The organism is Enterobacter cloacae complex sp. HYC042_NIDB, assembly GCF_056673315.1.
Map to the genome: position 1 here is coordinate 335,486 of NZ_CP109650.1, position 26,093 is coordinate 361,578.

Annotated in this window: 24 protein-coding genes; 10 read left to right on the top strand and 14 right to left on the bottom strand. The window is 55.2% G+C overall.

What is annotated here, in order from left to right; translation table 11 throughout:
* Position 1: 1 nt before the first annotated feature.
* The 4 genes from OKF39_RS01615 (at position 2) to selB (ending at position 5,161) form a co-directional block, all read left to right on the top strand.
* On the top strand, positions 2–1,138 hold the full coding sequence (locus OKF39_RS01615) for an HlyD family secretion protein (protein ID WP_028015049.1): 1,137 nt from the start codon (positions 2–4) through the stop codon (positions 1,136–1,138).
* 90 nt (positions 1,139–1,228) lie between these two features.
* Complete coding sequence (locus OKF39_RS01620; protein WP_045630259.1) at positions 1,229–1,837, top strand: glutathione S-transferase; 609 nt, start codon at positions 1,229–1,231, stop codon at positions 1,835–1,837.
* A gap of 103 nt (positions 1,838–1,940) precedes the next feature.
* A complete protein-coding gene (gene selA / locus OKF39_RS01625) occupies positions 1,941–3,326 on the top strand; it encodes an L-seryl-tRNA(Sec) selenium transferase (RefSeq protein WP_150145135.1) in 1,386 nt (461 codons plus the stop codon).
* On the top strand, positions 3,323–5,161 hold the full coding sequence (gene selB / locus OKF39_RS01630) for a selenocysteine-specific translation elongation factor (protein WP_150145136.1): 1,839 nt from the start codon (positions 3,323–3,325) through the stop codon (positions 5,159–5,161). The genes selA and selB overlap by 4 nt, the downstream gene beginning before the upstream one ends.
* Before the next feature lie 3 nt (positions 5,162–5,164).
* Here the strand turns inward: selB and OKF39_RS01635 are convergent, their stop codons facing one another.
* Entirely contained in the window at positions 5,165–6,049 is an 885-nt protein-coding gene (locus OKF39_RS01635; RefSeq protein WP_028015053.1) for an ROK family protein, read from the bottom strand.
* Between the two features lie 165 nt (positions 6,050–6,214).
* Here OKF39_RS01635 and aldB point away from each other — a divergent pair, with 165 nt between their 5' ends.
* Positions 6,215–7,753: an aldehyde dehydrogenase AldB gene (gene aldB, locus OKF39_RS01640; RefSeq protein WP_041911639.1), complete on the top strand. Its 1,539-nt coding sequence runs from the start codon at positions 6,215–6,217 to the stop codon at positions 7,751–7,753.
* Here the strand turns inward: aldB and OKF39_RS01645 are convergent.
* Complete coding sequence (locus OKF39_RS01645; RefSeq protein ID WP_063943256.1) at positions 7,750–8,715, bottom strand: LysR family transcriptional regulator; 966 nt, start codon at positions 8,713–8,715, stop codon at positions 7,750–7,752. The genes aldB and OKF39_RS01645 overlap by 4 nt on opposite strands.
* 117 nt (positions 8,716–8,832) lie before the next feature.
* Between OKF39_RS01645 and OKF39_RS01650 the strand changes: the two genes are divergently transcribed.
* The 3 genes from OKF39_RS01650 to OKF39_RS01660 all read left to right on the top strand — a co-directional run bounded on the left by OKF39_RS01650 (position 8,833) and on the right by OKF39_RS01660 (position 10,390).
* Positions 8,833–9,573: a MipA/OmpV family protein gene (locus OKF39_RS01650; RefSeq protein ID WP_136484601.1), complete on the top strand. Its 741-nt coding sequence runs from the start codon at positions 8,833–8,835 to the stop codon at positions 9,571–9,573.
* Positions 9,574–9,782: 209 nt separating this feature from the next.
* Complete coding sequence (locus tag OKF39_RS01655; protein ID WP_041911637.1) at positions 9,783–9,968, top strand: type II toxin-antitoxin system HicA family toxin; 186 nt, start codon at positions 9,783–9,785, stop codon at positions 9,966–9,968.
* 14 nt (positions 9,969–9,982) lie between these two features.
* The gene (locus tag OKF39_RS01660) at positions 9,983–10,390 is read left to right on the top strand and encodes a type II toxin-antitoxin system HicB family antitoxin (RefSeq protein ID WP_262804742.1); all 408 of its coding nucleotides are present in this window, start codon (positions 9,983–9,985) and stop codon (positions 10,388–10,390) included.
* Between the two features lie 3 nt (positions 10,391–10,393).
* Here OKF39_RS01660 and OKF39_RS01665 read toward each other — a convergent pair whose 3' ends face one another.
* From OKF39_RS01665 to OKF39_RS01675, 3 genes are all read right to left on the bottom strand, one after another.
* The gene (locus OKF39_RS01665) at positions 10,394–11,470 is read right to left on the bottom strand and encodes a type I restriction endonuclease (protein WP_060572008.1); all 1,077 of its coding nucleotides are present in this window, start codon (positions 11,468–11,470) and stop codon (positions 10,394–10,396) included.
* Positions 11,471–11,676: 206 nt separating this feature from the next.
* Positions 11,677–13,626 (bottom strand): glycoside hydrolase family 127 protein, encoded by a 1,950-nt coding sequence (locus OKF39_RS01670; RefSeq protein WP_479983422.1) that lies wholly within the window; start codon positions 13,624–13,626, stop codon positions 11,677–11,679.
* 10 nt (positions 13,627–13,636) lie between these two features.
* Positions 13,637–15,037 carry an MFS transporter gene (locus OKF39_RS01675; protein WP_479983423.1) on the bottom strand — a complete coding sequence of 467 codons (1,401 nt, stop codon included), beginning with the start codon at positions 15,035–15,037 and terminating at the stop codon, positions 13,637–13,639.
* A 225-nt stretch (positions 15,038–15,262) separates the two neighbouring features.
* Between OKF39_RS01675 and OKF39_RS01680 the strand changes: the two genes are divergently transcribed.
* Positions 15,263–16,081, top strand: a complete 819-nt coding sequence (locus OKF39_RS01680) for a helix-turn-helix domain-containing protein (RefSeq protein WP_045260037.1) — start codon at positions 15,263–15,265, stop codon at positions 16,079–16,081.
* Here OKF39_RS01680 and araD read toward each other — a convergent pair whose 3' ends face one another.
* The 8 genes from araD to yiaK all read right to left on the bottom strand — a co-directional run bounded on the left by araD (position 16,082) and on the right by yiaK (position 23,657).
* On the bottom strand, positions 16,082–16,777 hold the full coding sequence (gene araD, locus OKF39_RS01685; RefSeq protein ID WP_041911632.1) for an L-ribulose-5-phosphate 4-epimerase: 696 nt from the start codon (positions 16,775–16,777) through the stop codon (positions 16,082–16,084).
* The gene (locus tag OKF39_RS01690; protein WP_045260035.1) at positions 16,771–17,631 is read right to left on the bottom strand and encodes an L-ribulose-5-phosphate 3-epimerase; all 861 of its coding nucleotides are present in this window, start codon (positions 17,629–17,631) and stop codon (positions 16,771–16,773) included. The genes araD and OKF39_RS01690 overlap by 7 nt, the downstream gene beginning before the upstream one ends.
* A gap of 2 nt (positions 17,632–17,633) precedes the next feature.
* Positions 17,634–18,287, bottom strand: a complete 654-nt coding sequence (ulaD, locus tag OKF39_RS01695; RefSeq protein WP_227442205.1) for a 3-keto-L-gulonate-6-phosphate decarboxylase UlaD — start codon at positions 18,285–18,287, stop codon at positions 17,634–17,636.
* Positions 18,284–19,789 carry an FGGY-family carbohydrate kinase gene (locus OKF39_RS01700; protein WP_479983424.1) on the bottom strand — a complete coding sequence of 502 codons (1,506 nt, stop codon included), beginning with the start codon at positions 19,787–19,789 and terminating at the stop codon, positions 18,284–18,286. The genes ulaD and OKF39_RS01700 overlap by 4 nt, the downstream gene beginning before the upstream one ends.
* Before the next feature lie 76 nt (positions 19,790–19,865).
* Positions 19,866–21,185 (bottom strand): MFS transporter, encoded by a 1,320-nt coding sequence (locus tag OKF39_RS01705; RefSeq protein ID WP_041911629.1) that lies wholly within the window; start codon positions 21,183–21,185, stop codon positions 19,866–19,868.
* 42 nt (positions 21,186–21,227) lie between these two features.
* Positions 21,228–22,154 (bottom strand): DUF4862 family protein, encoded by a 927-nt coding sequence (locus tag OKF39_RS01710; RefSeq protein WP_045260032.1) that lies wholly within the window; start codon positions 22,152–22,154, stop codon positions 21,228–21,230.
* 26 nt (positions 22,155–22,180) lie between these two features.
* Positions 22,181–22,648: a YhcH/YjgK/YiaL family protein gene (locus OKF39_RS01715; protein ID WP_479983786.1), complete on the bottom strand. Its 468-nt coding sequence runs from the start codon at positions 22,646–22,648 to the stop codon at positions 22,181–22,183.
* 10 nt (positions 22,649–22,658) lie between these two features.
* Positions 22,659–23,657 carry a 3-dehydro-L-gulonate 2-dehydrogenase gene (gene yiaK / locus OKF39_RS01720; protein ID WP_041911626.1) on the bottom strand — a complete coding sequence of 333 codons (999 nt, stop codon included), beginning with the start codon at positions 23,655–23,657 and terminating at the stop codon, positions 22,659–22,661.
* 224 nt (positions 23,658–23,881) lie between these two features.
* Here yiaK and yiaJ point away from each other — a divergent pair, with 224 nt between their 5' ends.
* The gene (gene yiaJ, locus OKF39_RS01725) at positions 23,882–24,700 is read left to right on the top strand and encodes an IclR family transcriptional regulator YiaJ (protein ID WP_041911625.1); all 819 of its coding nucleotides are present in this window, start codon (positions 23,882–23,884) and stop codon (positions 24,698–24,700) included.
* 4 nt (positions 24,701–24,704) lie between these two features.
* On the opposite strand, the gene avtA is transcribed toward yiaJ, so the two are convergent.
* Positions 24,705–25,961 carry a valine--pyruvate transaminase gene (gene avtA / locus OKF39_RS01730; RefSeq protein ID WP_048958461.1) on the bottom strand — a complete coding sequence of 419 codons (1,257 nt, stop codon included), beginning with the start codon at positions 25,959–25,961 and terminating at the stop codon, positions 24,705–24,707.
* Positions 25,962–26,093 lie beyond the last annotated feature (132 nt).

Consider the following 26,093-nt stretch of genomic DNA (forward strand, 5'->3'; position numbering starts at 1 on the left):
CATGGATCTGTTGATTATTCTAACCTATGTGGCATTTGCCTGGGCAATCTTTAAAATATTCCGTATTCCGGTAAATCAGTGGACGCTTGCTACCGCGACGTTAGGCGGGGTGTTTATTGTTGCCGGACTCATTCTACTAATGAACTATAACCATCCGTATACCTTTACGGCGCAAAAAGCGGTAATTTCCATTCCGATTACGCCGCAGGTCACGGGGGTGGTTACTGAAGTGACCGATAAAAATAACCAGCTCATTAAAAAAGGCGAAGTGTTATTTAAACTGGATCCGGGCCGCTATCAGGCGCGCGTCGACAGACTGAAGGCGGACCTGGTGACCGCGACGCACAATATCGACACTCTGAAAGCGCAGCTTTCGGAAGCGGTTGCCAATACGACACGCGTCTCCGCTGAGCGCGATCGACTATATAAAGATTATCAGCGCTACCTCAAAGGCAGCCAGGCGAAGGTGAATCCGTTCTCTGAAAGCGATATTGATAACGCGCGGCAGAACTATCTGGCGCAGGATGCCATGGTGAAAGGCTCCGTTGCTGAGCAGACGCAGATTCAAAGCCAGCTGGACAGCATGGTGAACGGCGAGCAGTCGCAGATTGCCTCGTTACGCGCCCAGCTTGCTGAAGCAAAATACAACCTCGATCAGACCGTGGTGCGCGCGCCGAGCAATGGCTATATCACCCAGGTGCTGATTCGTCCGGGAACCTATGCCGCCGCGCTGCCGCTGCGCCCGGTGATGGTCTTCATTCCTGAACAGAAGCGCCAGATTGTGGCCCAGTTCCGTCAGAACTCGCTGCTGCGTCTGAAGCCGGGCGATGAAGCGGAAGTGGTATTTAACGCGCTGCCGGGCCAGGTTTTCACCGGTAAGCTCACCAGCGTTCTGCCGGTAGTGCCGGGCGGGTCGTATCAGGCGCAGGGTGCCTTGCAGGCACTGACCGTTGCGCCGGGTACGGATGGGGTACAGGCGCTGATTGAACTGGAGCCTAACGCCGACGTCGATGCTTTGCCGGACGGTATTTATGCCCAGGTGGCGGTCTATTCGGATCATTTCGCCCACGTCTCGGTGATGCGTAAAGTGCTGCTGCGTATGACCAGCTGGATGCACTACCTCTATCTCGATCACTAATCCTTCCGGGGCGGGAATGCGACACGCATAACTGCCCTTTTTTCATCGCTTGATCCATACTGACTTTTTCCCGGCATCAAGGATCAGGCAATGAAACTCATCGGTAGCTACACCAGTCCCTTCGTGCGAAAAATCTCGATTCTCCTGTTGGAGAAAGGGATTGAATTTGAATTCGTTAATGAACAGCCCTACAACGCCGAAAACGGCGTCGCGCAGTATAACCCGCTGGGGAAAGTTCCGGCGCTGGTGACGGACGAGGGCGAATACTGGTTCGATTCCCCCATTATTGCGGAGTATATCGAGCTGCTGGGCATCGCCCCGGCAATGCTGCCGTCTGACCCTAAAGCGGCGCTGGCGGTGAAGCAAATTGAAGCCCTGGCCGACGGCATTATGGATGCAGCACTCACCTCCGTTCGCGAGCAGGCAAGGCCCGCCGCCCAGCAGTCAGAAAGCGAGCTGCTGCGCCAGCGGGAAAAAATCAGCCGCAGTCTGGATATGTGTGAAAAGCTTATCCGGGAGGGCAAGATCCACACCGACAGCCTGGACCTGGCAACCATCGCCATCGCCTGCGCCATCGGCTATCTCAACTTCCGCCGGGTGTCCCCTGGCTGGTGCGTTGACCGTCCGCTGCTGGTGAAACTCGCAGAAACACTCTTTAGCCGCGAGAGCTTTGCCCGCACCGAACCGCCAAAGGCTTGACGCGGGTTATAACACTTCGGCGTCGGAGGCGGTACAATCCCTCCACATGTTAACTCCCTCTCCCGTCGGGAGGGGGGAAGATATTTACTCGCCAGGCGCTTTCATGACTACTCATCATTCGCTGTACAGCCAGATCCCCGCGACCGACCGACTTCTTCGCGAGCCCCGCATTCACGCTGCCGTTGAGCGCTTCGGCCATACCGCGACGGTGGAGATGTTACGTCTGCTTCAGGATGAAGCCCGAGGCCATATCCAGGCCGAAAACGCCTTGCCCGACTGGTGCGCAGCGTGGGAGCAGGAAGTTGAGTATCGGCTGGGTGAGAAGGCGCAAAGCGCGTTACGCCCGGTGGTCAACCTGACGGGGACCGTGCTGCACACCAACCTGGGACGCGCCCAGCAGGCGGAAGAGGCGGTGGCTGCGGTCGTGCAGGCCATGCGCTCGCCGGTGACGCTGGAGTACGATCTGGACGGCGCCGGGCGCGGGCATCGCGATCGCGCGCTGGCGGATCTGCTCTGCCAGCTAACCGGTGCGGAAGATGCCTGCATTGTTAATAACAACGCGGCGGCGGTGCTGCTGATGTTGGCGGCGACCGCGAGCGGCAGAGAGGTGGTGGTGTCCCGCGGCGAGCTGGTGGAGATTGGCGGGGCGTTTCGCATCCCGGACGTGATGCGCCAGGCGGGCTGCACGCTGCATGAAGTGGGTACGACTAACCGTACCCATGCGAAAGATTATCGCGCGGCGGTGAATGAAAACACCGCCCTGCTGATGAAGGTCCACACCAGCAATTATCATATTGAAGGCTTCACCAAAACGGTTGAAGAGGCCGAGCTGGCGGCGATTGGGGGTGAGCTGAATATTCCGGTGATTGCCGATCTCGGCAGCGGTTCGCTGGTGGATCTCAGCCAGTACGGGCTGCCTGAAGAGCCGATGCCGCAAGAGATGATTGCGGCGGGCGTGAGCCTGGTCAGCTTTTCCGGCGACAAACTGCTGGGCGGGCCGCAGGCCGGAATTATCGTCGGCAAGCGCGAGCTGATTGCGCAGCTGCAGCAGCACCCGCTCAAGCGCGCCCTGCGGGCCGATAAAATGACCCTTGCCGCGCTGGAGGCGACGCTGCGCCTCTATCTCCACCCGGAGAAACTGGCTGACCGCCTGCCCACGCTGCGCCTGTTAAGCCGGGATGCCGCCTCGATTCGCGCCCAGGCCGAACGGCTGCTGCCGCGCGTTGCCCCGCACTACCCCGATTTTGACGTTCGCATTGAGCCCTGTCAGTCGCAAATTGGCAGCGGTTCGCTGCCGGTGGACAGGCTGCCGAGTCAAGCGCTCACCTTCACCCCGCGTGACGGGCGCGGTAGCCGCCTTGAGGCCCTGTCGTTGCGCTGGCGTAGCCTGCCGACGCCCGTTATCGGACGGATTTACGACGGCCGCATGTGGCTGGATCTGCGCTGCCTTGAAGATGAAGAGCGATTTCTGGAGATGTTGTTGAAATGATTATTGCCACCGCCGGTCACGTCGACCACGGAAAAACCACGTTACTGCAGGCAATTACCGGCATAAATGCCGATCGTCTGCCGGAAGAGAAAAAGCGCGGCATGACCATCGATCTGGGCTATGCCTACTGGCCCCAGCCCGATGGCCGCGTGCTGGGCTTTATTGATGTTCCGGGGCATGAAAAATTTCTTTCCAACATGCTGGCGGGCGTGGGGGGCATCGATCATGCCCTGCTTGTGGTGGCCTGCGATGACGGCGTGATGGCGCAAACCCGTGAGCATCTGGCGATCCTCCAGCTGACAGGCAACCCGCAGTTGACCGTGGCGCTGACTAAAGCCGATCGCGTTGACGACGCGCGCGTCAGCGAGGTGCGCGAAGCGGTGCAGGCGACCTTACGGGAATATGGTTTTGCCGATGCACCGCTTTTTGTCACCGTAGCGACAGAAGGGCGCGGTATCGGCAAACTTCGCCACCATTTGCAGCAGCTTTCGTCGCGAGACCACGCCAGCCATCACCGCTTCCGTCTGGCGATTGACCGGGCGTTTACCGTCAAAGGCGCGGGGCTGGTGGTCACCGGTACGGCGTTAAGCGGTGAAGTGAAGGTGGGCGATAGCCTCTGGCTGACGGGCGTTAATAAACCGATGCGCGTGCGCGGCTTACATGCGCAAAATCAGCCTGCGGAGCACGCCCACGCCGGGCAGCGGATCGCGCTCAACATTGCCGGGGATGCGGAAAAAGAGCAGCTTAACCGCGGCGACTGGCTGCTGGCCGACGCCCCGCCCGAGCCGTCTGAACGCGTCATCGTCTCCCTGCAGACAAACGTCCCGCTGACCCAATGGCAGCCGCTGCATATTCACCACGCGGCCAGCCATATCACCGGGCGCGTGTCCCTGCTGGAAAACGATCTTGCCGAACTGGTTTTTGATTCGCCGCTCTGGCTGGCGGATAACGACCGTCTGGTACTGCGGGACATTTCCGCACGGGAAACGCTGGCCGGGGCGCGGGTAGTGACGCTGAACCCGCCGCGACGCGGCAAGCGTAAGCCTGAATACCTGCAATGGCTGGCTGCGCTTGCGCAGGCTCAGGATGATAACGCCGCGCTGCGGGTTCATCTTGAGCGCGGGGCCGTGAGCCTGAGTGATTTTGCATGGGCACGCCAGCTGAGTGGCGAAGGGTTGCATCAGCTGACCCAACAGCCGGGCTTTATTCAGGCCGGCAACAGCCTGCTCGATGCGCCGGTTGCGGCAAACTGGCAGCGTAAGATCCTGAACACGCTCGCCACTTACCATGAACAGCATCAGGATGAACCCGGTCCTGGTCGTGAGCGCCTGCGACGCATGGCGCTGCCGATGGAAGACGATGCGCTGGTGCTGCTGCTGATTGAAAACATGCGCGAAAGCGGGGTGATTAAAAGCCATCACGGCTGGCTGCATCTGCCGGATCACAAAGCCGGGTTCACCGCAGAGCAGGAGGCAATCTGGCAAAAAGTGGCCTCGCTGTTTGGCGATGAACCCTGGTGGGTTCGCGATCTGGCGCGTGAAACGAACACCGACGAGCAGGTAATGCGCCAGGTATTGCGCCATGCGGCGCAGCAGGGGCTGATAGTCGCGATCGTGAAAGATCGTTATTACCGTAACGATCGCATTGTGGCGTTTGCTAACCTGATCCGCGAACTGGATCAGGCGCGCGGCTCCACCTGCGCAGCCGATTTCCGCGACCGGCTGAACGTTGGCCGCAAGCTGGCGATCCAGATCCTGGAATATTTCAACCGCATCGGTTTTACGCGTCGCCGGGGTAATGACCATCTGCTTCGCGACGCGCAGTTGTTCCCCTGAGCGCTACGTGCGGCGGGAGAGTTTTTGCTTAGCCAGCCATACCGCGCCCAGCCTTCCCGCCTGGTTACCCAGCTCGCAGGGCAGAATGGGCACCTTGAGCGCCTCCCACTCCTCGAATCGCTGCAGGTACTTATCGAGCAGGAGATAGATTTTCTCCTGCTCGCTTACCCCGCCGCCAATCAGCACTGCCTGTGGATCGAACATCGAGATTACGCTGTAAACGCCGCGCGAGAGGCAATGGGCCCACTCCTCAATGGCCTCACGCAGATGCACGTCGCTCTCCATGCGTTTAAACAGCTCCTCGCCGTCAGGCATCTCTTCTTCTGATACGGCCAGCGCGCGGCGGCAGGCTTTCATCAGGCCGCTGGCCGACGCCACGTCATGCATGGGTTCGCCGTTATTACCCACGGGCAGCACGCCAAATTCGCCGGCGCGGTAATGCGACCCGCGATAAAGATCGCCTTCCATCACAATCCCGCCACCGATGCCCGTGCCGATGGTGATGCAGACGAAATGCTCATAGTCCTTACCCGCGCCCTGCCAGCGCTCGCCCAGCGCCGCACAGTTGGCGTCGTTTTCCACGGTGACGGGAAGATCGGTTAGCCCGGCGAAGAGTTCGCACAGGTTTTCGCCGTCGAGATAGTCGAGCGCGCCCGCTTTTGCCGCTTCGCCGCTGTGGTGGTTAATATGGCCGGGAAAGCTCACGCCGATACCGACGATGTCGTGTTCGTCCTGATACGCTTCAACTACCGCTTTCCACTTCTTTTTGAAGGTGTTTTTATCCTCAGGAGTATCGTACTCGTCCGTCGTCAGCTCCTTGCCATTTTCATCAATCACGCCGTGTTTGATGTGGGTTCCGCCTACGTCAAAACCGATAAACAGCTGCATCGCATCGTTCCTCATGAGCCCTTGAGCTGTTAAGTATGGCTCAGTGGCAGAAACGAAACGTAAAGTACGGTAATCCGTGATACGGCTCGTAAACCCGTCACCCACTGGCGAGAAAACCGCCAGCCGGGACTACCCTTGTTGTACACCAACAGCAAGGAGACGGTCATGACAAACAATCCTCCCTCTTCGCGTATCCAGCCCGGCGAGTATGGTTTTCCCCTCAAGCTGAAGCCCCGTTATGACAATTTTATCGGCGGCGACTGGGTGGCCCCCGTCGACGGCGAATATTATTCCAACCTGACGCCCGTTACCGGCCAGCCGCTGTGCGAGATTGCCAGTTCCGGCAAGCGGGATATCGATTTGGCGCTGGATGCGGCGCACAAAGCGAAAGATAAATGGGGCCATACCTCCGTTCAGGAGCGCGCGGCCATTTTGTTCAAAATCGCCGACCGGATGGAGCAGAACCTGGAGCTGCTGGCGACGGCGGAAACCTGGGATAACGGCAAGCCGATCCGGGAAACGATGGCGGCAGACGTGCCGCTGGCTATCGACCACTTCCGCTATTTTGCCTCCTGTATTCGCGCGCAGGAGGGCGGAATAAGCGAGGTAGATAGCGACACCGTGGCGTACCACTTCCACGAGCCGCTGGGGGTCGTCGGGCAAATTATTCCGTGGAACTTCCCGCTGCTGATGGCGAGCTGGAAAATGGCGCCCGCGCTGGCCGCCGGGAACTGCATTGTGCTTAAACCGGCGCGTTTAACCCCGCTCTCTGTCCTGCTGCTGATGGAAATTGTTGCCGATCTTCTGCCGCCGGGGGTGATTAACGTGGTGAACGGCGCGGGCGGTGAGATAGGGGAATATCTGGCCACCTCAAAACGGATCGCTAAAGTGGCGTTTACCGGGTCGACGGAAGTGGGCCAGCAGATTATGCAGTACGCCACGCAAAACATCATTCCGGTGACCCTGGAGCTGGGCGGGAAGTCCCCGAACATCTTCTTCGCGGACGTGATGGAGGAAGAGGACGCTTTCTTCGACAAGGCGCTGGAAGGGTTTGCGCTGTTTGCCTTTAACCAGGGCGAAGTCTGCACCTGCCCAAGCCGCGCGCTGGTGCAGGAGTCCATCTACGAGCGCTTTATGGAGCGGGCCATTCGCCGCGTCGAGTCTATCCGCAGTGGTAACCCGCTCGATAATGTTACGCAGATGGGGGCGCAGGTCTCGCATGGCCAGCTGGAGACTATCCTCAACTACATCGATATCGGCAAGAAGGAAGGGGCGGATATCCTGACCGGCGGTCGCCGTAAGGTGCTCGGCGGGGATCTGCAGGAAGGGTATTACCTTGAGCCGACGATCCTGTTCGGGCAGAACAACATGCGCGTCTTCCAGGAGGAGATTTTCGGACCGGTGCTGGCGGTGACTACCTTCAAAACGATGGAGGAGGCGCTGGAGATTGCCAACGACACGCCGTATGGCCTGGGGGCGGGAGTCTGGAGCCGTAACGGTAATCTGGCCTATAAAATGGGCAGGGGTATACAGGCCGGGCGCGTATGGACCAACTGCTACCACGCCTATCCGGCTCACGCGGCATTTGGCGGGTATAAGCAGTCGGGCATCGGGCGTGAAACGCACAAGATGATGCTGGAGCATTACCAGCAGACGAAATGTCTGCTTGTCAGCTACTCCGATAAACCGCTGGGGCTGTTCTAATCGCCCAGCTCAGGCCGTCCATGGACGGCCTGAGCAATTTGCTGGCGCAGGCAGTTGAGGACACCATCCAGAACATATTGTACGCGCCAGGGCTGATATTCGCGCTTGCGGAAGATGGCGGTCAGATCGAGCCACCACTCTTCCTGATGCGGGAAACAGGGGACCAGCGTGCCTTGCGTTAATTCTTTCTTCAGGCTTTCTTTCGGCGCGAACACAATGCCAAGATTATTTCTTGCCAGCTCCAGTGCCGTCTGGGTATTGTCGCAAATATAGTTTCCGGTTACCCGATAATCATGCACATCATCACTGCCATGCATGCGAAAACGCCAGATGTTGGCATCATCGACCAGCATGGAGTCGATCAGAATACAGGAGTGATTACTTAAATCTTCAGGTCCGGTTAAAGGATGTTTATTTAAATATTCCTGGGTTGCGAATGCAGTGACGGAATATTTTGCTAACACGCTGGCGACCAGACTTTCATCTTTTGGCTGAGCATAGGTAATTAAAATATCACAGTCATCCGGGAAGGACACACCTTCTGAATATTCGTTGCGGTCCAGGTTGTAGGTTTTCAGGGAAATACGAATGTCCCCGATGTCCTTTATCTGGTGGATCACGTGGCGCGCGAGATAGGTCACAATGCCCGTTGGGGCGTAAATCGTGACTTTTCCACGCTTTTCATGCTTATAATCGGCAATGAAATTAATAAGTTGCGTGTTTTTGTCCAGCGTGGCGTCGACATAGGGAAGCAACGCCTCACCGAACTGCGTCAGAGCGAGCTGGCGGGTCGTGCGCTCAAAAACCTTAAGCCCAACCCGCGTTTCAAAATCCGAGAGATATTTACTGACATTGGCCTGCGCCATGCCCAGCAGGGCGGCGGCATCACCAATGCTGTGGGTGGCTGCGATGACGGAGATTATTTTTAACTCGCGTGGCTTTAGCTGTAATTTATTCATCATGCGCACCCATCTATATGGTTTTATATATAATATTATATAAACTGCAGCGTTGCACCGGCAAATTTGTAACCATTATTATTCGCCCCGCTTATTTGGCGTATAAATGGATTACTTCACATGACTATTAAATACAATTTACTGATTGCTGCCACGTTATTTGCAACCTCTTCTGCAATGGCCGGTGATTTTTCACTTGGCGCGGGGGCCGTATTTAATGAGTCTCCTTATAAAGGCTATAACGAAAATACCACCGCGGTGCCGTTAATTAGCTATGAGGGCGATCGCTTCTATGTTCGCCAGACCACGGGCGGATGGATCCTGTGGAAAGACGCAAAAAATGAACTCAGCCTGACCGCATCCTGGATGCCGCTGCATTTTGATCCGGATGATAACGACGACCACCAGATGAAGCAGCTTGATGAGCGTAAAGCCTCTGCGTTCCTCGGCGGTGCGTACTACCGCCACGAAAGCTGGGGTTCTCTGAAAGTGGCGGTCTCAGGCGATGCCACGGATGAAAGCGGCGGCGTGGTGGGCGAGGTATCCTACTTCCGTCCAATCAGGATGGAGCGTTTGACCCTGACGCCTTCTGTCGGTGTTTTTTACAGCGACGAGAGCTATAACGACTACTACTACGGCGTATCCGGCAGCGAGTCACGCCGCTCAGGTCTGGATCAATACACCGCCGGCGACAGCTGGACGCCCTACGTTGGTCTGGTAGCTAAATATCAGTTAACCCAGAAGCTGTACCTCAACGCCAGCGCGGTCTACACCGTGTTGCCTGATGACGTGAAGAACAGCCCGATGATCGACCGCGATGATAGCTTCACGCTAATGACCGGCCTGACCTGGCGCTTCTGATGGGGTAAAGCCGGGCGACGGTGTTGCCTTGCCCGGCCTACGATCTTGCCTGCATTTTTATCTGCAATACAACGTATTCCTTTTTCATTTCTCGATGCTTCTTCCTGTTCCGCCAAAACACGGCTGCACTGATGTTCCTTATGCGCTAATGTGATTCGACCCGATAGCAATGGTGTGTATCATGTGTATAATCATGGAAGGGCTGGGATGTGAAAAGTGCGGATGTCATTACCGTTCTGATCGGCCACGGCTGGAAATGTGTCAGAACGAAAGGAAGCCATCATCAGTTTCGCCATCCCGAACAGAAAGGGCTGGTTACTGTCCCACATCCTAAGAAGGATATTAAACCGGGCACGCTCGCGCAGATATGGCGGCAGGCGGGAATTAAACACTGATATCAGGAGTAGTTATGTTTTATCCGGCTTACATTCATTCTGACACCGACGGTAGCGCCAGCGGCTTTTTTCCTGACGTTCCAGGCTGTTTTTTTGCGGGTGATTCCCTGGACGACGCTTTTCAGGATGCACGTGAGGCGCTCACCGCGCACTTCGAAGCGCTGTTTGAAATGGATGAAGCATTGCCTCTTCCGGGGAATGTCGAAGTGCACCTTGAAAATCACCCTGACGACTTCACGGGCGGGCAATGGTTGCTGGTGGATATTAATATGAAGCAGTTTGACGGCAGAGCCGAGCGTATCAACATCACGATGCCTCGACGTTTGCTGGTAAAGATTGATTCCTTTGTTAGCGAGCATCCTCAGTTCGGTAATCGAAGCGCATTTCTGGCTGAGGCAGCACGTCGCGTGCTGCCTGGGTAAAAATTAATTATATAGAGCCGCCGTTGCTTTAAGGATATCTGCAAAGGAATAGATATCATCGACTGTCGATATAGGGTGACGTGTTTCGTTTTTTTCTATGTCGAAAAGTCCGATGTATTTTTGCGTACGATTAAAATGCAATCGGCATATTGGTTTGCGGTTGTTATCATCCACAAGAATGCCAAAATAGCTTTTGGTATCTCTGTGAGTGATACGTGGTGCCTCTAGTACTGCTCTGGTAATTGCTTTAACAATATGATATCCCTCAAGTTCCTCTAGCGTTGTTATCACATCGCTTTCATCTTTATGGTCATCTTCTTCAATATGCGATGGCTCATTTGATGTTTCGGTAATCGCTGGGGTTATACCCGTAATGGCAGACTTAAGTCGCTCATTAACTTGATCATTTATGTACTGACTTGCAGCCTTTTTAGTTAAATTTAAAAATGAATCTCTGACTTTTTGCGTCAGAATTCCATCATAAACCCTGGATGCAAAAAATTTCACAAAATCATCTTCGGGATTATTAAGCTGAGAGTGAAGGATTTTTTTGATTTGGCTAACATATTTTAACTCACCAGCAGCATTGATAATTGATTCGAGATCAAATGAAGATTTAGTTAGTTTCTTTAATTCAGGTATTATATTTTCGTCAATATCAAGTAGATCGACTTCCAAAAATGGTTTTTCGTCCATTTTGTTTGGTGCGTCAAGGTCAGTGAAAAATTTATAATTTTGACCATTGGTAAGAATTGAAATCCTTGCGTTTGTTACGTGAAAATATCTGAATAACTGCGACGCATGATTTATATTTAATGGTTCGCCAATTTTTTTACATTCAATAAGTATTTGTACGTCATTGTTTTTCATTATGGCGTAATCGATTTTTTCTCCTTTTTTTGTGCCAATATCACAGACAAATTCAGGTGTTACCTCTGAAGGATCAAAAACATCGTAGCCCAGGACATTATGAATGAATGGCATTACAAATGCAGTTTTTGTTCCTTCTTCAGTATTTATTACATCAATTTGTTGTTTTATTTTATTTGATAAGGCATTTAATCTTTCAGTGAATTCCATGGGATATCCTTATTTTTAGCTGTGTGTCTTTATGGAATAACACTAAAATGTGTACTAGACAATGGTATGCTGAGATGATGGACACCAAAAAAAACAATACCGAGGGTTAGATCACATTGTCTTTCGATTGATAATAAATCACAGAGCTCGGCATCACCGAGCTCGATAAAAATATTATATATTATGAAAATTAGTATTACCCTTATTTATGCTTCATCCACCCATATCCGCATTTCCCCTTCTCCCCGGTTAGCCCAGCTAAACCACGGAATAAAGGTCAACGTACGGGGCTGACGCTGTACCGGCGAGCGGTCGTACTGCCACAACGCATCCGTTTCCTTCATGTGACACCCAATCCCTTCTGTCTGTATCAGCATCTTATGCGCGAAAATGCCTTTGCCTTCATACACCCGGAACTCGCTATCTCGGGGCAAGGAGAGGTTATGCAGGTTGGCGCCGTTATCAGCTTCTTCCAGGCAGTAAACCAGCGGCCCGCGCTGTAGCGCGACTTTACCCGCCTGCTGGCGCACCTGGGGGTTACCGTACACGCGGCGGACCGGCATCGGTAGCGTCAGGGTCAGGTTGTCGCCTTCCTGCCAGCAGCGGGAGAGGTAGAGATATCCGCGTGACGCTTCACCGGTAATGGCTTCGCCATTCAGCGAAACGGCAGGCTCCGCGCACCAGTCCGGCAGCCTGAGTGCCAGCGTGTGGGTGACCGGAACCGACGAGGTGATTTCGATCTTCACCTGCTCCTGCCACGGATAGTTACCGCTAATGCGCAGCTGTAGGGTGTTATCGCCCACCGGAATGGCGACGTCGTTCCCCACGTACAGGTTTATCAGCAGCGCATCCGGGCGAACGGTATAAATGTAGTGCCCCAGCGAGGTCAGCACGCGGGCGATATTCGGCGGGCAGCAGGCGCAGCCGAACCAGCGCTGACGCACCGGCTTCACGTGGTCATAGATATGGTTAAAGGCCAGCGTTTTCGGATGCACTTCCAGTGGATTGACATAAAAGAAATGCTTACCGTCCAGCGCCATCCCGCCCAGCACCGTGTTGTACAGCGCGCGTTCCATCACGTCGGCGTAGTGGCCGTCTGCCTCCATCTCCAGCATCCGGCGGGCGAACATCATCAGGCCGATTGAGGCGCAGCTTTCGGCGTACACCGTATCGTTGGGCAGATCGTAATCGCTGCTGAACGCCTCCCCGCTGCTCTGCGAGCCAATCCCGCCGGTAATGTACAGCTGGCGCTGCGCCATGTTGTTCCACAAACGCAGACAGTCCTGACGTTTCCCCTCGTCGTTGCTCAGGCGCGCCAGATGCGCCATGCCCGCCATCAGATAGACGAAACGCACGGCATGGCCGATGGCCGTTTGCTGTTCCGCAAGGGGCAGATGCGCCTGGCTGTAGGCTTTGTCCTTGACCATCCACGCCGGACCATAGGTGTTCCAGTAAGATGTTTTGCCGCGCTTCTCGTATTCGCTATCGTAGAAGTGAGGCTGCGCGCCGCGTTCTTCGATAAAGTATTTCACCAGATTGAGATAACGCGGCTCCTGCGTGACGTCGTACAGCCGCATCAGCGCCAGCTCGATTTCCGGGTGACCAGGGTAACCGTGTAGCTGTGTTTCTCCCGGGCCAAACACGCTGTCGATATGGTCCGCCAGCCTGCACACCACGTCCAGCAGGCGACGTTTTCCGGTTCCCTGGAAGTACGCCACGCCCGCTTCAATCATATGCCCGGCGCAGTACAGCTCGTGGCATTCGGCCAGATTCGTCCAGCGTTCCTCGGGGGCTTTTACCGTAAAGTAGGTGTTGAGGTAGCCATCTTCACACTGCGCCGCCGCGACCAGCTCAATCACCTCGTCGGCGGTTTTTTCCAGTGCTGCATCCGGCTTCTGGCACAGCGACCACGCCACGGCTTCGAGCCATTTCGCCACGTCGCTGTCCTGAAACACCATCCCGTAAAACTCCCCCTGTTCCAGCTCGGCCGCGATGCGGAAGTTAGCGATGGCGTGGCTGGGTTCGGCCTCCGCCACGCGGTCGTTAAGCGCATCCCACTGGTAAGGGATCACCACGTCACGGACCAGCCGTTGATATTGCCCGAGAAACGGATCGTTGATTTTCAGCTGGTGCAGGTCGGGTTCCATTATGGACATAGCGTTCTCCTCAGGACGGTACGTGACGCTGGCGCAGGTCGGTGGAAATGCGCGACATCATTGGGTTATTAAGCCTGCACCAGCGGATAGCGACCGCCAGCAGCAGGTGGAAAAGGGCAGGCAGCAGCGTCTCCATGGCGGTGATGCCCTGCAGTGAGGCTGGCGTCTGGTTGCCCGCGCCTGGCTGATAGGCCACGGCAATAAACACCAGGCTGATAATCCCGGCGCTGGACGCCCACGCAAGCTTGATGAAAAACAGGTTGAAGGCGAAGTTCATGCCCGACGAACGCACGCCGGTTTTCCACTCGCCGTAGTCATCGGCAAAGGCCATTAGCGAGAAGTGCAGCGGCAGGGTGAAGCCCAGGATCACGCCGTTGCTTAAAATGACGATCAGCCATAGCGTCTGGTGCGCCGGGCCACCCGGCAGAAACCACATGCCCACCGCAAGCGCAGCGAGCACCAGGTTGGTGTAGTAGTAGAGTTTGACGGTATCAATACGGCGCGACAGCGGGCTGACGATCACCGCGCCCAGAATAGCGGCAAAGGTCACCATGGTGAAAAACAGCGAGGTGTACGCCGTGCTGCCCTGAAGCACGTAGGTGATAAAGTACATATATCCACCGCCGCGAATGTTGAAGACGTTGATCAGCAGAAACGACATCAACAACATCAGCAGCAGCTGATCGTTTTTACGCAGGCCCGCCAGGTGCTCGCGCAGGGTGAATTTGCCCATCAGCGCCAGCGGAACGCGTTCGCGAACCCAGAAGAAGCAGCACAAGAACATCACCACGGCGATAGCGCACAGCACGCCAACGCCCAGTTGATAACCCTTCGCGGCATCGCCCTCACCCAGCTCCGCTACCAGCCACGGCAGGCCAACGGAGACCAGAAAGCCCGCCACGCCGCACAGCACAAAGCGCCAGGACTGGCAGGCGATCACCTCGTTGTGGCGGGTGGTCATGGTGTTAATCAGCGCGCAGTAGGGCACGTTGATGGCGGTATAGCCCACGGATAACAGCAAATAGGTGCCGAACGCCCAGGCGATTTTCACGCCCATGCTGGCTTCCGGAACGGTGAAGGTCATTACCCCGATAATGCCTATCGGGACGGCGACCCACAGCTGCCAGGGACGAAATCGGCCCCAGCGGCTCTGCGTGCGGTCAGCAATGACGCCCATCACCGGATCGGAAATGGCGTCAAACACGCGAAGGGCAATAAACAGCGTGCCCACCAGCGCAGGGGTGAGACCAAATACATCGGTATAGAAAAAGGTCAGAAAGTTCATGATCAGGCAGGTAATCACCGTGCCGCCCGCATCGCCCAGGCCGTAGCCCATTTTCTCGCGGACGGACAGCCGGTCATCGACTTTCTGTTTTGCAGCGTCTGCGTCTGTAATCGGTGTGGAAGTCATGAAGTAACTCCTCGGAGATCGAATTTATTATCGTATTTATGCTGGGTACCTCTTTATTCTGCATCGAACGGAAAGGCCAACAAGGGAAGGGAAAAGTATAAAAAGGTGACGATTCCGACCTGATGATAAAAATGTGATTCCGATCGGACAGATATTTTAATATTGATTAATAATCAACGGGTAAGTCGAATATTAACGACAATAAAAGCGGAATGGTGAATATCCATGCTCGAATTATCCATAGCGCTTCCGGTTAAGGTTCAAAATGGCGGGCTATTTATCTCCCGCGGAGTGGGCCGCCACCCTGCGCGAAAATTAACATCGTGGGAGATTATTTTTGTCGAAAAAGGGACTTTAACGATCCAGGAAGAAAATCATGTTTTTGATGTTAATGCGGGAGAGAGTTTATTGCTCTGGCCGCAGCGTCGGCATGTGGGCGTGGAGGATTTCCCGGCGGACCTGCGCTTTTACTGGCTGCATTTTGAGGTGGAGCCGCAAGACCCAACGTTACCCAACGCTGCTCCTCTGGCAATAGAACAACACTGCCGCGTAAGGGATGCGGAATATGTGATTGCGCTCTTTCGTCAATTCCTCAGCGAGCAGGAGAAATTACGGCGTAGCCTGGCGCTGGAGATGATTTTATTATTGATTTTACAGCAGGTGTCGAACTCTTCAGGATATGAAGACAGCGCAGATCAGGCCGGCGCGGCGATGGCATGGAAGGCAAAACAGCTTATTCGCACGCAGTTTCATTTACCGATATCCACCTCGCAGCTGGCAAAAGCGTTGCACTGTAATGCAGATTATCTCGGGCGCGTCTTTCGCCGGACTTTCCATTTAACCCTGACGGAGGCGATACATCGCCAGCGCGTCAGGGCGGCGGAAAAACTCCTGCTCAACGACGCTGCGTCATTAACCGAGGTCGCAGCGCGCTGCGGCTTTAACGACGTGGGATATTTCCGGCAGATATTCTCGAAGCATACCGGGTTAACCCCCGCCGTCTGGAAACGGCGGTACTGTAAGGAGCATATTAATTCCGGTTGATTACTGCCCGTAATAGGCATTCGCCCCGTGCTTGCGCAGATAATGCTTGTCCAGCAGCGCCTGCTGCATAGCCGGTAACTGTGGTGCGAGCTGGCGTGAGAACAGGCCCATATAGGCGCACTCTTCCAGCACGACGGCATTGTGGACCGCATCGGCAGCGTCTTTGCCCCAGGCGAACGGGCCGTGGGAATGAACCAGTACCGCCGGGACCTGCATTGGGCTGAGATCGCGCTCCTCGAAGGTTTTAATGATCACTTCGCCCGTCTGGTATTCGTATTCCCCGGCAATTTCTGCCGTGGTCATCAGCCGCGTGCAGGGGATCGCTCCGTAGAAATAGTCTGCGTGCGTCGTGCCCCAGGCGGGTAAATCCTGTCCCGCCTGCGACCAGATGGTGGCGTGGCGGGAATGGGTATGTACGATGCCGCCAATCTCCGGATAACGGCGATACAGTGCCAGATGGGTTGGTGTGTCAGAGGAGGGTTTTTTACTGCCTTCGACCACCAGGCCGGTGGCAATGTTCACCACCACCATATCCTCCGCCGTCATCACGTCGTACTCCACGCCGGACGGCTTGATGACCATCATGCCGCTTTCGCGATCTATTGCGCTGACATTGCCCCAGGTAAAGGTCACCAGCTGGTGGGCTGGCAGCGCCAGGTTTGCCGCCAGTACCTCGGTTTTGAGTTGTTCTAACATGTCATGCCTCCTTCCTGCATACGGGCTTCAATCCAGCGGCGTGCCTGGATAATCTCCAGCACCGGCTCTTTGGCTTTTTCGGTCCACATTTCAATCAGAAACGCGCCGCGATAGTTCAGCTTATTCAGCGTGTTAAACACGCCGACAAAATCGACGCAGCCATCGCCAAACGGTACATCGCGGAACTGTCCGGGGCTTTGCGCGGTAACGGGTTGGGTATCTTTCAGGTGAATAGCCGCAATGCGGTCAATGCCCAGCGTCAGCTCGGCGGTAACGTCGTTACCCCACGCGCTCAGGTTGCCAACGTCCGGGTAAACGCTGAACCACGGCGAGGCGAGCATGCTGTCCCACTTTTTCCACTTGCTGATGGAATTCATAAATGCGGTATCCATGATCTCGACCGCCAGCATCACCTGTGCGGCGGCGGCCTGCTCGACGGCCCATGCCAGTCCTTCGGCAAAACGTTGTTGAGTACCTTCATCGTGCTCTTCGTAATAGACGTCATAACCCGCAAGCTGAATGGTGCGAATACCTAAGTCGCGTGCCAGCCTGATGGCTTTGGTCATGATCTCACGGGCGCGCTGGCGCACCGTTTCGTCGCGGCTGCCAAACGGGAAACGACGGTGGGCAGACAAGCACATAGAAGGGATAGACACTCCGGTTTCCAGCATCGCTTCAACCAGAGAGGCGCGCTGCGTGGTACTCCACTCAAGGCGCGATAAACGCTCGTCGGTTTCATCAACCGACATCTCAACGAAATCGAATCCGCAGCTCTTCGCCAGGACCAGGCGTTCCGGCCAGGAGAGATCTTTCGGCAGCGCTTTTTCATAAATACCTAACGGATGCTGACGCATGGTTACGCTCCCCAGATATCGCGGATTTGCGAATGGAATGCCTGTGCCACCTGAGGCGGATTATCCGCGCCCGCCAGCGCGCGCCCGGCGATAAACGCTTTGACGTTGATTTGCTTAAACAGGGGGAGATCGGCAGGCGTGATGCCGCCGGTAATCGAAAGCTGTAAACCGATATCTGAGAGGACTTTCATTCTGGCGAGATCCGTCTCACCCCACTGCTGACCGCTGGCCTGCGCGTCTCTTCCCCGGTGGTATATCGCCTGTTTTACGCCGATACGTTGCCATGCGCGCGCGTCGTCCAGCGTCCAGTTACCAAAGAGCTCTATCTGGATTTCTCCTCCGCAGCGCAGTGCCACCTCGTGCCCTCGCTCAACGGTGGCCAGCGGAGCGGCGCAGATAATGGTCATCCAGTTCGCGCCCGCGCCAAACGCCTGTTCTGCCAGCGTCTCCCCGGCATCGGCCACTTTCCAGTCCGCCACGATAATTTTCTCCGGGCACTGTTTGCGCAGCGCGCGGACGGCGCTTAGTCCTTCGGTCAGACATAAAAGGGTACCGGCTTCGACGATATCGACGTGATCCACAAGCAGGGCAACATCGCGCTGCGCGGCCTGAAGTGAGGTGTGATCGAGCGCCAGCTGCAGTAATGGTCGGCTCATAGGTCGTGCTCCTTAACCTGGGCGTGATAGCCCTGTAATGCTGAAATCAGTAACTGATAGCGGTGATATTTGCGTTGATAGGCCGCATGGGCATTCATGTCGGGTTCAATCACCCGGATGTCATGTTTAAGGGCGCGTTGCGCCGTGTGGAAATCGGGATAGATGCCTGTACCGACCAGTGCGGCCAGCGCGGCACCGGAACAGCCAGTCTCTTCTACCTTGGGTAATTGAATTGTCAGACCGCTGACGTCCGCAAGCATCTGCATCCACACGTCCGAATGGGCCGGGCCACCCGTGACGCGCAGTGCCTGCACCTCGGTAAAGCGCTCAAGCATGCGGTTAAGATGGGTCATGTGGCTGAATACCACGCCTTCGTAAACCGCCTGCAGCAGGTGCGCGCGGGTGTGTAGCGCCTGCATGCCGTAGAAACCGCTGGTCATCTCCAGACCCGCGTTGCTGCCGTAGAGGAATGGCAGGAAAATCAGATCGCTTCCGGCTTTTGGCAGACCAGCGACGGCATGGTTGATTTCATCGAATGACATATCGCCCCACTGGGCGGTGAGCCACTCAAGATTGCCGGAGGAAGTCGGACTAGCTTCGTGAACGATGTACTGCTGCGGATGAACGTAGCGGCCATAGACGTAGGGGAACGGCTCGCTGTCGCGGATGCCATGCGCAATCCCGCTGGAGACGGCCCAGGTGCCCATTACGGCATTCAACGTGTGTTCGTCGTGTAGGCCGGCGCAGATCGCGGTGGAAACCACGTCAAACAGTCCACCAACGACGGGCGTACCCGCCGCGAGACCGGTCAGGGCGGCTGCCTGAGCGGTGATTTCCCCGCAAATTTCTGCTGAACCGACAATCGGCGGCAGGGCGCCGTCAATTTCGCTGATACCGAGCCAGCGTGTGAGCTGTGGGTTGTACTGGCCGGTATTCATATTGTAGAGATTGGACTCCGAAATGTTGCTCTCTTCGCAGGCTTTGGTGCCGGTGAGGCACCAGCGAAGATAATCGTGCGCCATCATCACGCAGCCAATTTTCTCGAAGCGCTGGGGCTCATTCTCTTTTACCCAGCGCAGAAGCGAGGCCGGATGCCCGGTCCACAGCGTCTGGCGCGTATGCGAATAGAGTTTTTCTGGAATGCCGTCCTGCTGCCAGCGTTGCACAATCTCCAGCGCCCGGCGGTCAGAAGAGAGCATGGCGTTGCCCAGGGGCCGATCCTGTTTATCGAGTAGAAACAGTCCTTTGCCCTGAGCAGAAATGCCGACGCCTTTGATCTGCTCTCCGTCTACGCCTGAACGTTTGAGCAGCGTGGCGACGGTAGCGTGGCAGTGCTGCCAGAGCTGGTGCATATCCCGCTCCGCATAGCCTGCGCGTGGGCTGAGCGTGGCCACCGAGCGACGTTCGATACACATTTCCTTTCCCTGGCGGTTGTATAACCCGGCTTTCAGATAAGTACCGCCACAATCGATACCCAGCCAGAAGGGCTCTTTTTCACTCATCTTCATCTCACTTATTCGCCGGGTGGCGCTTCGCTTACCCGGCCTACGGTTCGGTTTAGTGGGTTGGGTGAGGGCATCAGGCCGCACGTTTATGCGGATTCACCGTGGGATTGGGTTCTGCTCCGGCATCACATTTCGCTGGTAACAGCAGTGCCAGCAGCGCAGCCAGTGCCAGAGAAATCGCCAGGCAGTAAACTCCCGCATCTTTGCTGTACAGCGTTATCAGTACGCCTACCGCATAAGGGCCGCAGAATCCGCCGAGGTTACCAAGCGCATTGATCACACCGCGCGCACCGCCTGCCATTTCGGCGCTAAACAGACGTGCAGGAATCGTCCAGAACACCCCAGCGGCGGACTGCAGGAAGAATCCGCAGCCGACCAACGCGGCATAGGCCAGCCAGGTGTTTGCCTTCAGCGCCACGGAGAGGAACATGCAAAGTGCGAAGCCAATCAGCGGCAGGGAGACAAACAGCTTGCGCTTGCCGGTGCGGTCAGAAAGCGTAGAGAACAGGAACATCCCCGCAATGGCACCGATGTAAGGCAGAATGGCGAGCACCCCGACCTGGCCGATGCTGGTGTGCGTCAGCTCTTTCAGGATGGTGGGCAGCCAAAGGGTATAACCGTAAATCCCGGTCTGGTAGAAGAAGTTCAGGGCGATTAATTGCCACATGGTTTTATCGGAAAGCACGGCACTCAATGAGGCATTTTTCACCTCTTTTCCGGCGATGGCTTGCTGTTCAGCGGCCAGCGTTTGCACCAGATAGTTTTTCTCGGCCTCTGAGATCCAGCGGGCTTCCTGCGGACGGTCGTAAACGGTGAACGCCCACAGCACCAGCACCACTATGGACATCAAACCTTCAATGATAAAAAGCCAGCGCCAGTCGAGCGCGGTAATAATCCAGCCAGAAAGTGGCGCGGTGATGATCCCGGCAATCGGCACGAACATGATCACAATCGCGTTGGCGCGGCCACGTTCGGCATCCGGGAACCAGTTGCTTATCATCGTTAACACAACGGGCAGCATCCCGCCTTCCGCCACGCCGAGTAAGAAGCGCAGCACCAGCAACTGATACTGGTTGGTGACAATACCGGTCAGGACTGAGATGACTGCCCAGGCGACCAGGGACCAACCGATAAACTTCTTGCCGCTACCATGAACAGCAATCTTGCCGCCCGGAACCTGCAGGAACAGATAGCCGATAAAGAAGATCCCGCCTGCCAGGCCTGCCATGGTGGCGGAAATACCCAGTTCTTCATCCATACCTCCGGGCATCGCAAAGGCGATATTTACGCGGTCCATGTAAGAAATAATGCAGGCGATAAGAATAGGTGGAATGATTCTTAGCCAGCGCTGGCGCGGAATATCCGCATGTAGAGCATTCGTTGAAATATTCATAGTTAATGTCTCTGTGAATGTAATCGGAATATGTTTTTATTTTTATTGTGTCGCTTTATTCATAGCGCTAATGCCGTCACGCAAAATGGCGATGCGATGGCTGACATCAGCATTAGCATTTATTTCCAGTAATTTAATACCGGAGAATTTCAATGTTGCGGCGCTCGCCGCAGTAAAGAGTGATGTAGCCTGTTCAGTCGTCATTAAACTGTCGGCACAGAACGAAGAAAACGGCGCGTGCAGATCCTGCCACTCGCCATATTCGCCGCGTGTGGTGGTGCCAGAGAACATCAGCGCGCCCAATTTTCCGGCTTTACATGCGGCCTGAACGTGTTCAAGCGGAACGGTGGAATTACGGCCTTCAATGGCCGACCGTGCCCAGTTGATGCAGACGCTGATGTCGGTTCCGTTTACCACCTCCAGCACCTGTTCTAAGGGTAAAAAACCTTTACGCGGTGCAGGTCCGGTCATGGCATCGCAGTGTTCCAGCACCAGATCGCAGGACCAGTTCCAGCTCACAATTTCGCGGATTGAGCGGGAGAATGCCTCGGTGGCCTGTTCGACGGATGCATTCCCGGCCTGCGGCGCCGCCTGCATCTCCAGGGCTATGACTTTTCCCGGAAAACGCACATTTACAGCGTCAATTTTCTGGTGCAGATGCCGGTAAAATTCAACGCATGCTTTACGTTGTTCTTCGTCTGCTGATGCCAGACCAAAAGCGCCGTTCGTGCCACGACGGCGCATGGTTTCCATCACCGCCGTGACCACGATTTGCCACTCGTCCGGCGTATGACGGAACAGCCACTCGTCACCGAAAGGATGAAGGTTTTCCAGGCAAGGTTGTTCCAGCCCTCGTATGTACGGTGTGTCGGAAAGTTCCCGCCAGAAGGATTGTTCTTCTTGTTCCCCTTTCTGGTGAAACGAGGGTGCGCAGGGGTACGCACCAATAATAAAACCGGTGTTGGTCATTTCGCGTTCCTGTATTCGTCAGAAAATTACAATAATTCGCTAATTGCCACTTTCACCACAATTTTACGAATTACCGCTTCCTTGTTTTTAATACAGGCAGGACGATGAACATCCTGCGGGAAAAATATGGCATAACTGCCAGGTACCATTTCTATAAACGACTCATTTTCGCTGTCGTGATAAAAAATAATATCTCGCTGTTCCAGTAATGATTCGCTTATTTTGTTATTGCCGGTATCAATAGCGATACCGATTTTCTCTTCACCCCAGGCCAGAAACTGAATATCCAGATAGCGGCGGTGCACTTCAGGACGGTTTTCGTGTTGTTCCTTTGTGGTGAGGTCGAGCACCTGGGCAAAAATAGTGCGGCCTTCAATTTCCACTACGCCTGGCTCCAGGGTGGTGAAATCCGTGGTGCGCAGAAAATGAAGCGCTTTTTCAATCGCCAGCGGCAGGCGACACGGATTGGGCTGCGAAATATGTCCGAATATCATCATCCCCTCCTTACAGAGACTGGATTTTCGCCCATACGCTGTCGTCAATGGTTATGCCGTTGCGACGGTTCTCTTCCTGCAGACGCGTGAATTCATGTCCCGGCAAACGAACGGCAACATTCTCATCAGCGCGTTCGGCGGTAGTGATGAAGTCCATGATGCGTTGCAGTTTGGCATCGCGGGTTGGCCCGTCGATCAGGCGATCCACTTCAATAGCGATAAAGATCTGCGATACGCCATATTCGTCGCTGTTGTCCTGGGTCACTTCTGCGACGGAAGAGCCGTTAGAGAGCAGGGTAGCGATCATGTCGAGCACGATGGATAAGCCTGAACCTTTCCAGTAGCCCATCGGCAGAATACGGCGGTTTTTCTCAATCACGCCAGGCTCCCGGGTGAGATTGCCCTCGTCGTCAAAGCCGCCATCTACAGGCAACTCGCGCCCGGCCAGGCGGTTCACTTCCAGCATGCCGTAGGAGAACATCGACATCGACATGTCGACCATGGTGATGGGATTCGACGGGATAGCGACGATCAGCGGGTTTGTGCCGATGCAGCATTCTTTTGATCCCCACGCAGGCATTACTGCAATGGAGTTGGTCCAGCAAATTCCAATGTAACCTTTCTCAGCCGCCTGCCAGCCGTAACTGCCGCCGCGCATCCAGTGGTTGGCGTTACGCAGCGCCACCAGGCCGATACCGTGGTCGGATGCCAGTTCGGTGGCGCGATCCATCATCTTTTTCGCCGTCAGGTTGCCGATGGAGCGTCGGGCATCCCACTGTTCGATGGCACCCAATGAGGTCACCCGTTGTGGCTGGGCGTCAGGGATGATGTCGCCCGCATCCAGTTGCTGAATAAAACGCGGGAAGCGGTTTACGCCATGCGAGTAGACACCGGACTCGGTGGTGCGGGCAAACATCTCTGCGCAGGCATCGGCAGTCTCCACTTTTATGCCGCGATCGAGCAGAACCCGATTGAACGCCGCTTTCAACTCTTCGAAGGTCACTTTCATCCCTGTTCTCCTGTTTTTTAGGGGCAAGTGCGAACGCTTTTTTATCGTTAAATTTCACTATGCGAAATATGATTTCAAATATAGCGATCAATTTTTGTCAGATCAACGACATTCACGTTTTTCAAAAATCATTAAAATCAACTGGTTGTGTTTTTTCTGTTGAGATCGTGAACTAAACCACACTTTGCGCTACCATCAGGAGCGCGATAAAAAGGAGCGATTTGATGAGCATGAAAGAGAGCGAAATAACGCAGGAAAAAGAGAGGCCAGCGGGCAGCCAGAGCCTGTTTCGCGGCCTGATGCTGATTGAGATCCTCAGCAACTACCCGAACGGGTGTCCGCTTGCGCATTTATCGGAACTGGCAGGTTTGAATAAGAGCACCGTCCACCGGTTACTCCAGGGTCTGCAGTCGTGCGGGTACGTTACCCCGGCGCCAGCGGCGGGCAGCTATCGTTTGACCACTAAATTCATTGCTGTCGGGCAAAAGGCGCTGTCATCGCTCAACATTATTCACGTGGCGGCCCCGCATCTTGAGGCGCTGAACATTGCCACTGGCGAAACGGTGAACTTTTCCAGTCGGGAAGATGACCACGCGATCCTAATTTATAAGCTCGAGCCGACAACCGGCATGCTGCGTACGCGTGCTTACATCGGACAGCATATGCCGCTCTATTGTTCTGCAATGGGCAAGATCTATATGGCCTTTGGTCATCAGGATTACGTGGCCAGCTACTGGCAAAGCCATCAGGAACAGATTCAACCGCTGACGCGCAATACCATCACTGAACTGAGTGCTATGTACGATGAGCTGGCGGAAATTCGCGATCGCAGCATGGCAATGGATAAAGAAGAGAACGAGCTGGGTGTCTCCTGTATCGCCGTGCCGGTGTTTGATATTCATGGTCGCGTGCCGTATGCGATCTCCATTTCGCTGTCGACGTCCCGCATGAAGCAGGTTGGCGAGAAAAACCTGCTCAAGCCTCTGCGCGAAACGGCAGAGGCGATATCAAAAGAGCTGGGTTTTAACGTGCGTGAGGGGTAGCGTGTTACTGGCTGCCTTCGTGCCACGCTTTTTCAATTTCTTCGGCGAGAATTTTGATGCCCGCTTCGATTTTTGCCGGATCGGGCACGTAGTTCATGCGCATGCACTGGTGGGTGTGCGGCCATGGCTTATCCAGACCCGGGAAGAAGTAATCGCCCGGCACCATCAGCACGCCACGCTTTTTCAGTCGCTGATAAAGCAGTTCTGTAGTGATCGGCAAATCCTTAAACCACAGCCACAGGAAAATCGCTCCTTCAGGTTTGTGGATCAGGCAGCGTTCTTCCGGTAAGTAGCGGCGAAGCGTCGCAATCGTCTCCTGAACGCGCTGGTAATAGAACGGTTTGATGACTTCATTAGACAGACGCAGCAAGTCGTTGCGCTTGATCATTTCGCACATCATCGCCGGGCCGATGCCGCCCGGTGAAAGGCTGATAATGCCGTTCATATTGGTAATGGCGGTGATGATTTTCTCGTTGGCGATGATGATGCCGCAGCGGCTGCCCGGCAGACCCAGCTTAGAGAGGCTCATGCACAGGACAATGTTCGGGTTCCACAGCGGACGTGCTTCGCTGAAGATAATGCCCGGGAACGGCACGCCGTAGGCATTGTCGATCACCAGCGGGATGCCGTGCTGGTTCGCCAGGACATCCAGCTTCATCAGTTCGTCGTCGGTAATCACGTTGCCCGTTGGGTTCGTCGGGCGCGATACGCAGATCATCCCCGTCTCTTCACCAATATGCAGGTGTTCAAAATCGACGTGATATTTGAACTGGCCTTCCGGCAGCAGCTCGATGTTCGGGCGCGCGGAGACGAACAGATCCTCTTCCAGGCCGGAATCAGCATAGCCGATATACTCCGGTGCCAGCGGGAACAGCACCTTTTTGGTGGTGCCGTCGGCACGACGCCCTGCGAAGAGGTTAAACAAGTAGAAAAACGCGCTCTGGCTGCCGTTTGTTAGTGCAATATTCTGTGGTTCGATATCCCAGCCCAGCTCTTCACGCAGCATTTTGGCAAGGAGAGTCAGTAGCTCGGTTTTACCCTGCGGACCGTCGTAATTGCAGAGCGCATCGGTCGCTTTGCCGTTTTCCAGCATCTGCGCGAGCAGCGTCTGGAAATAGGTTGTCATCTCCGGAATTTGCGCCGGGTTTCCGCCGCCGAGCATGATGGCACCCGGTGTGCGCAGCCCGTCGTTGAGGTCCTCCATCAGGCGAGTAATGCCTGAATGGCGGGTGAATTTGTCGCCAAAAAGTGAAAACGTCATAGCAGGTGTTCTATCGAGCTTATTTTGAAAGTGGGTAACCATAACGCTAGCACTGTGCTGGTGCAAATCGGGAGATGTGGTCGGATTTGTTGTTTTGTATGGCGGAGTGGGATTTATGTAGTGAATAGTTCT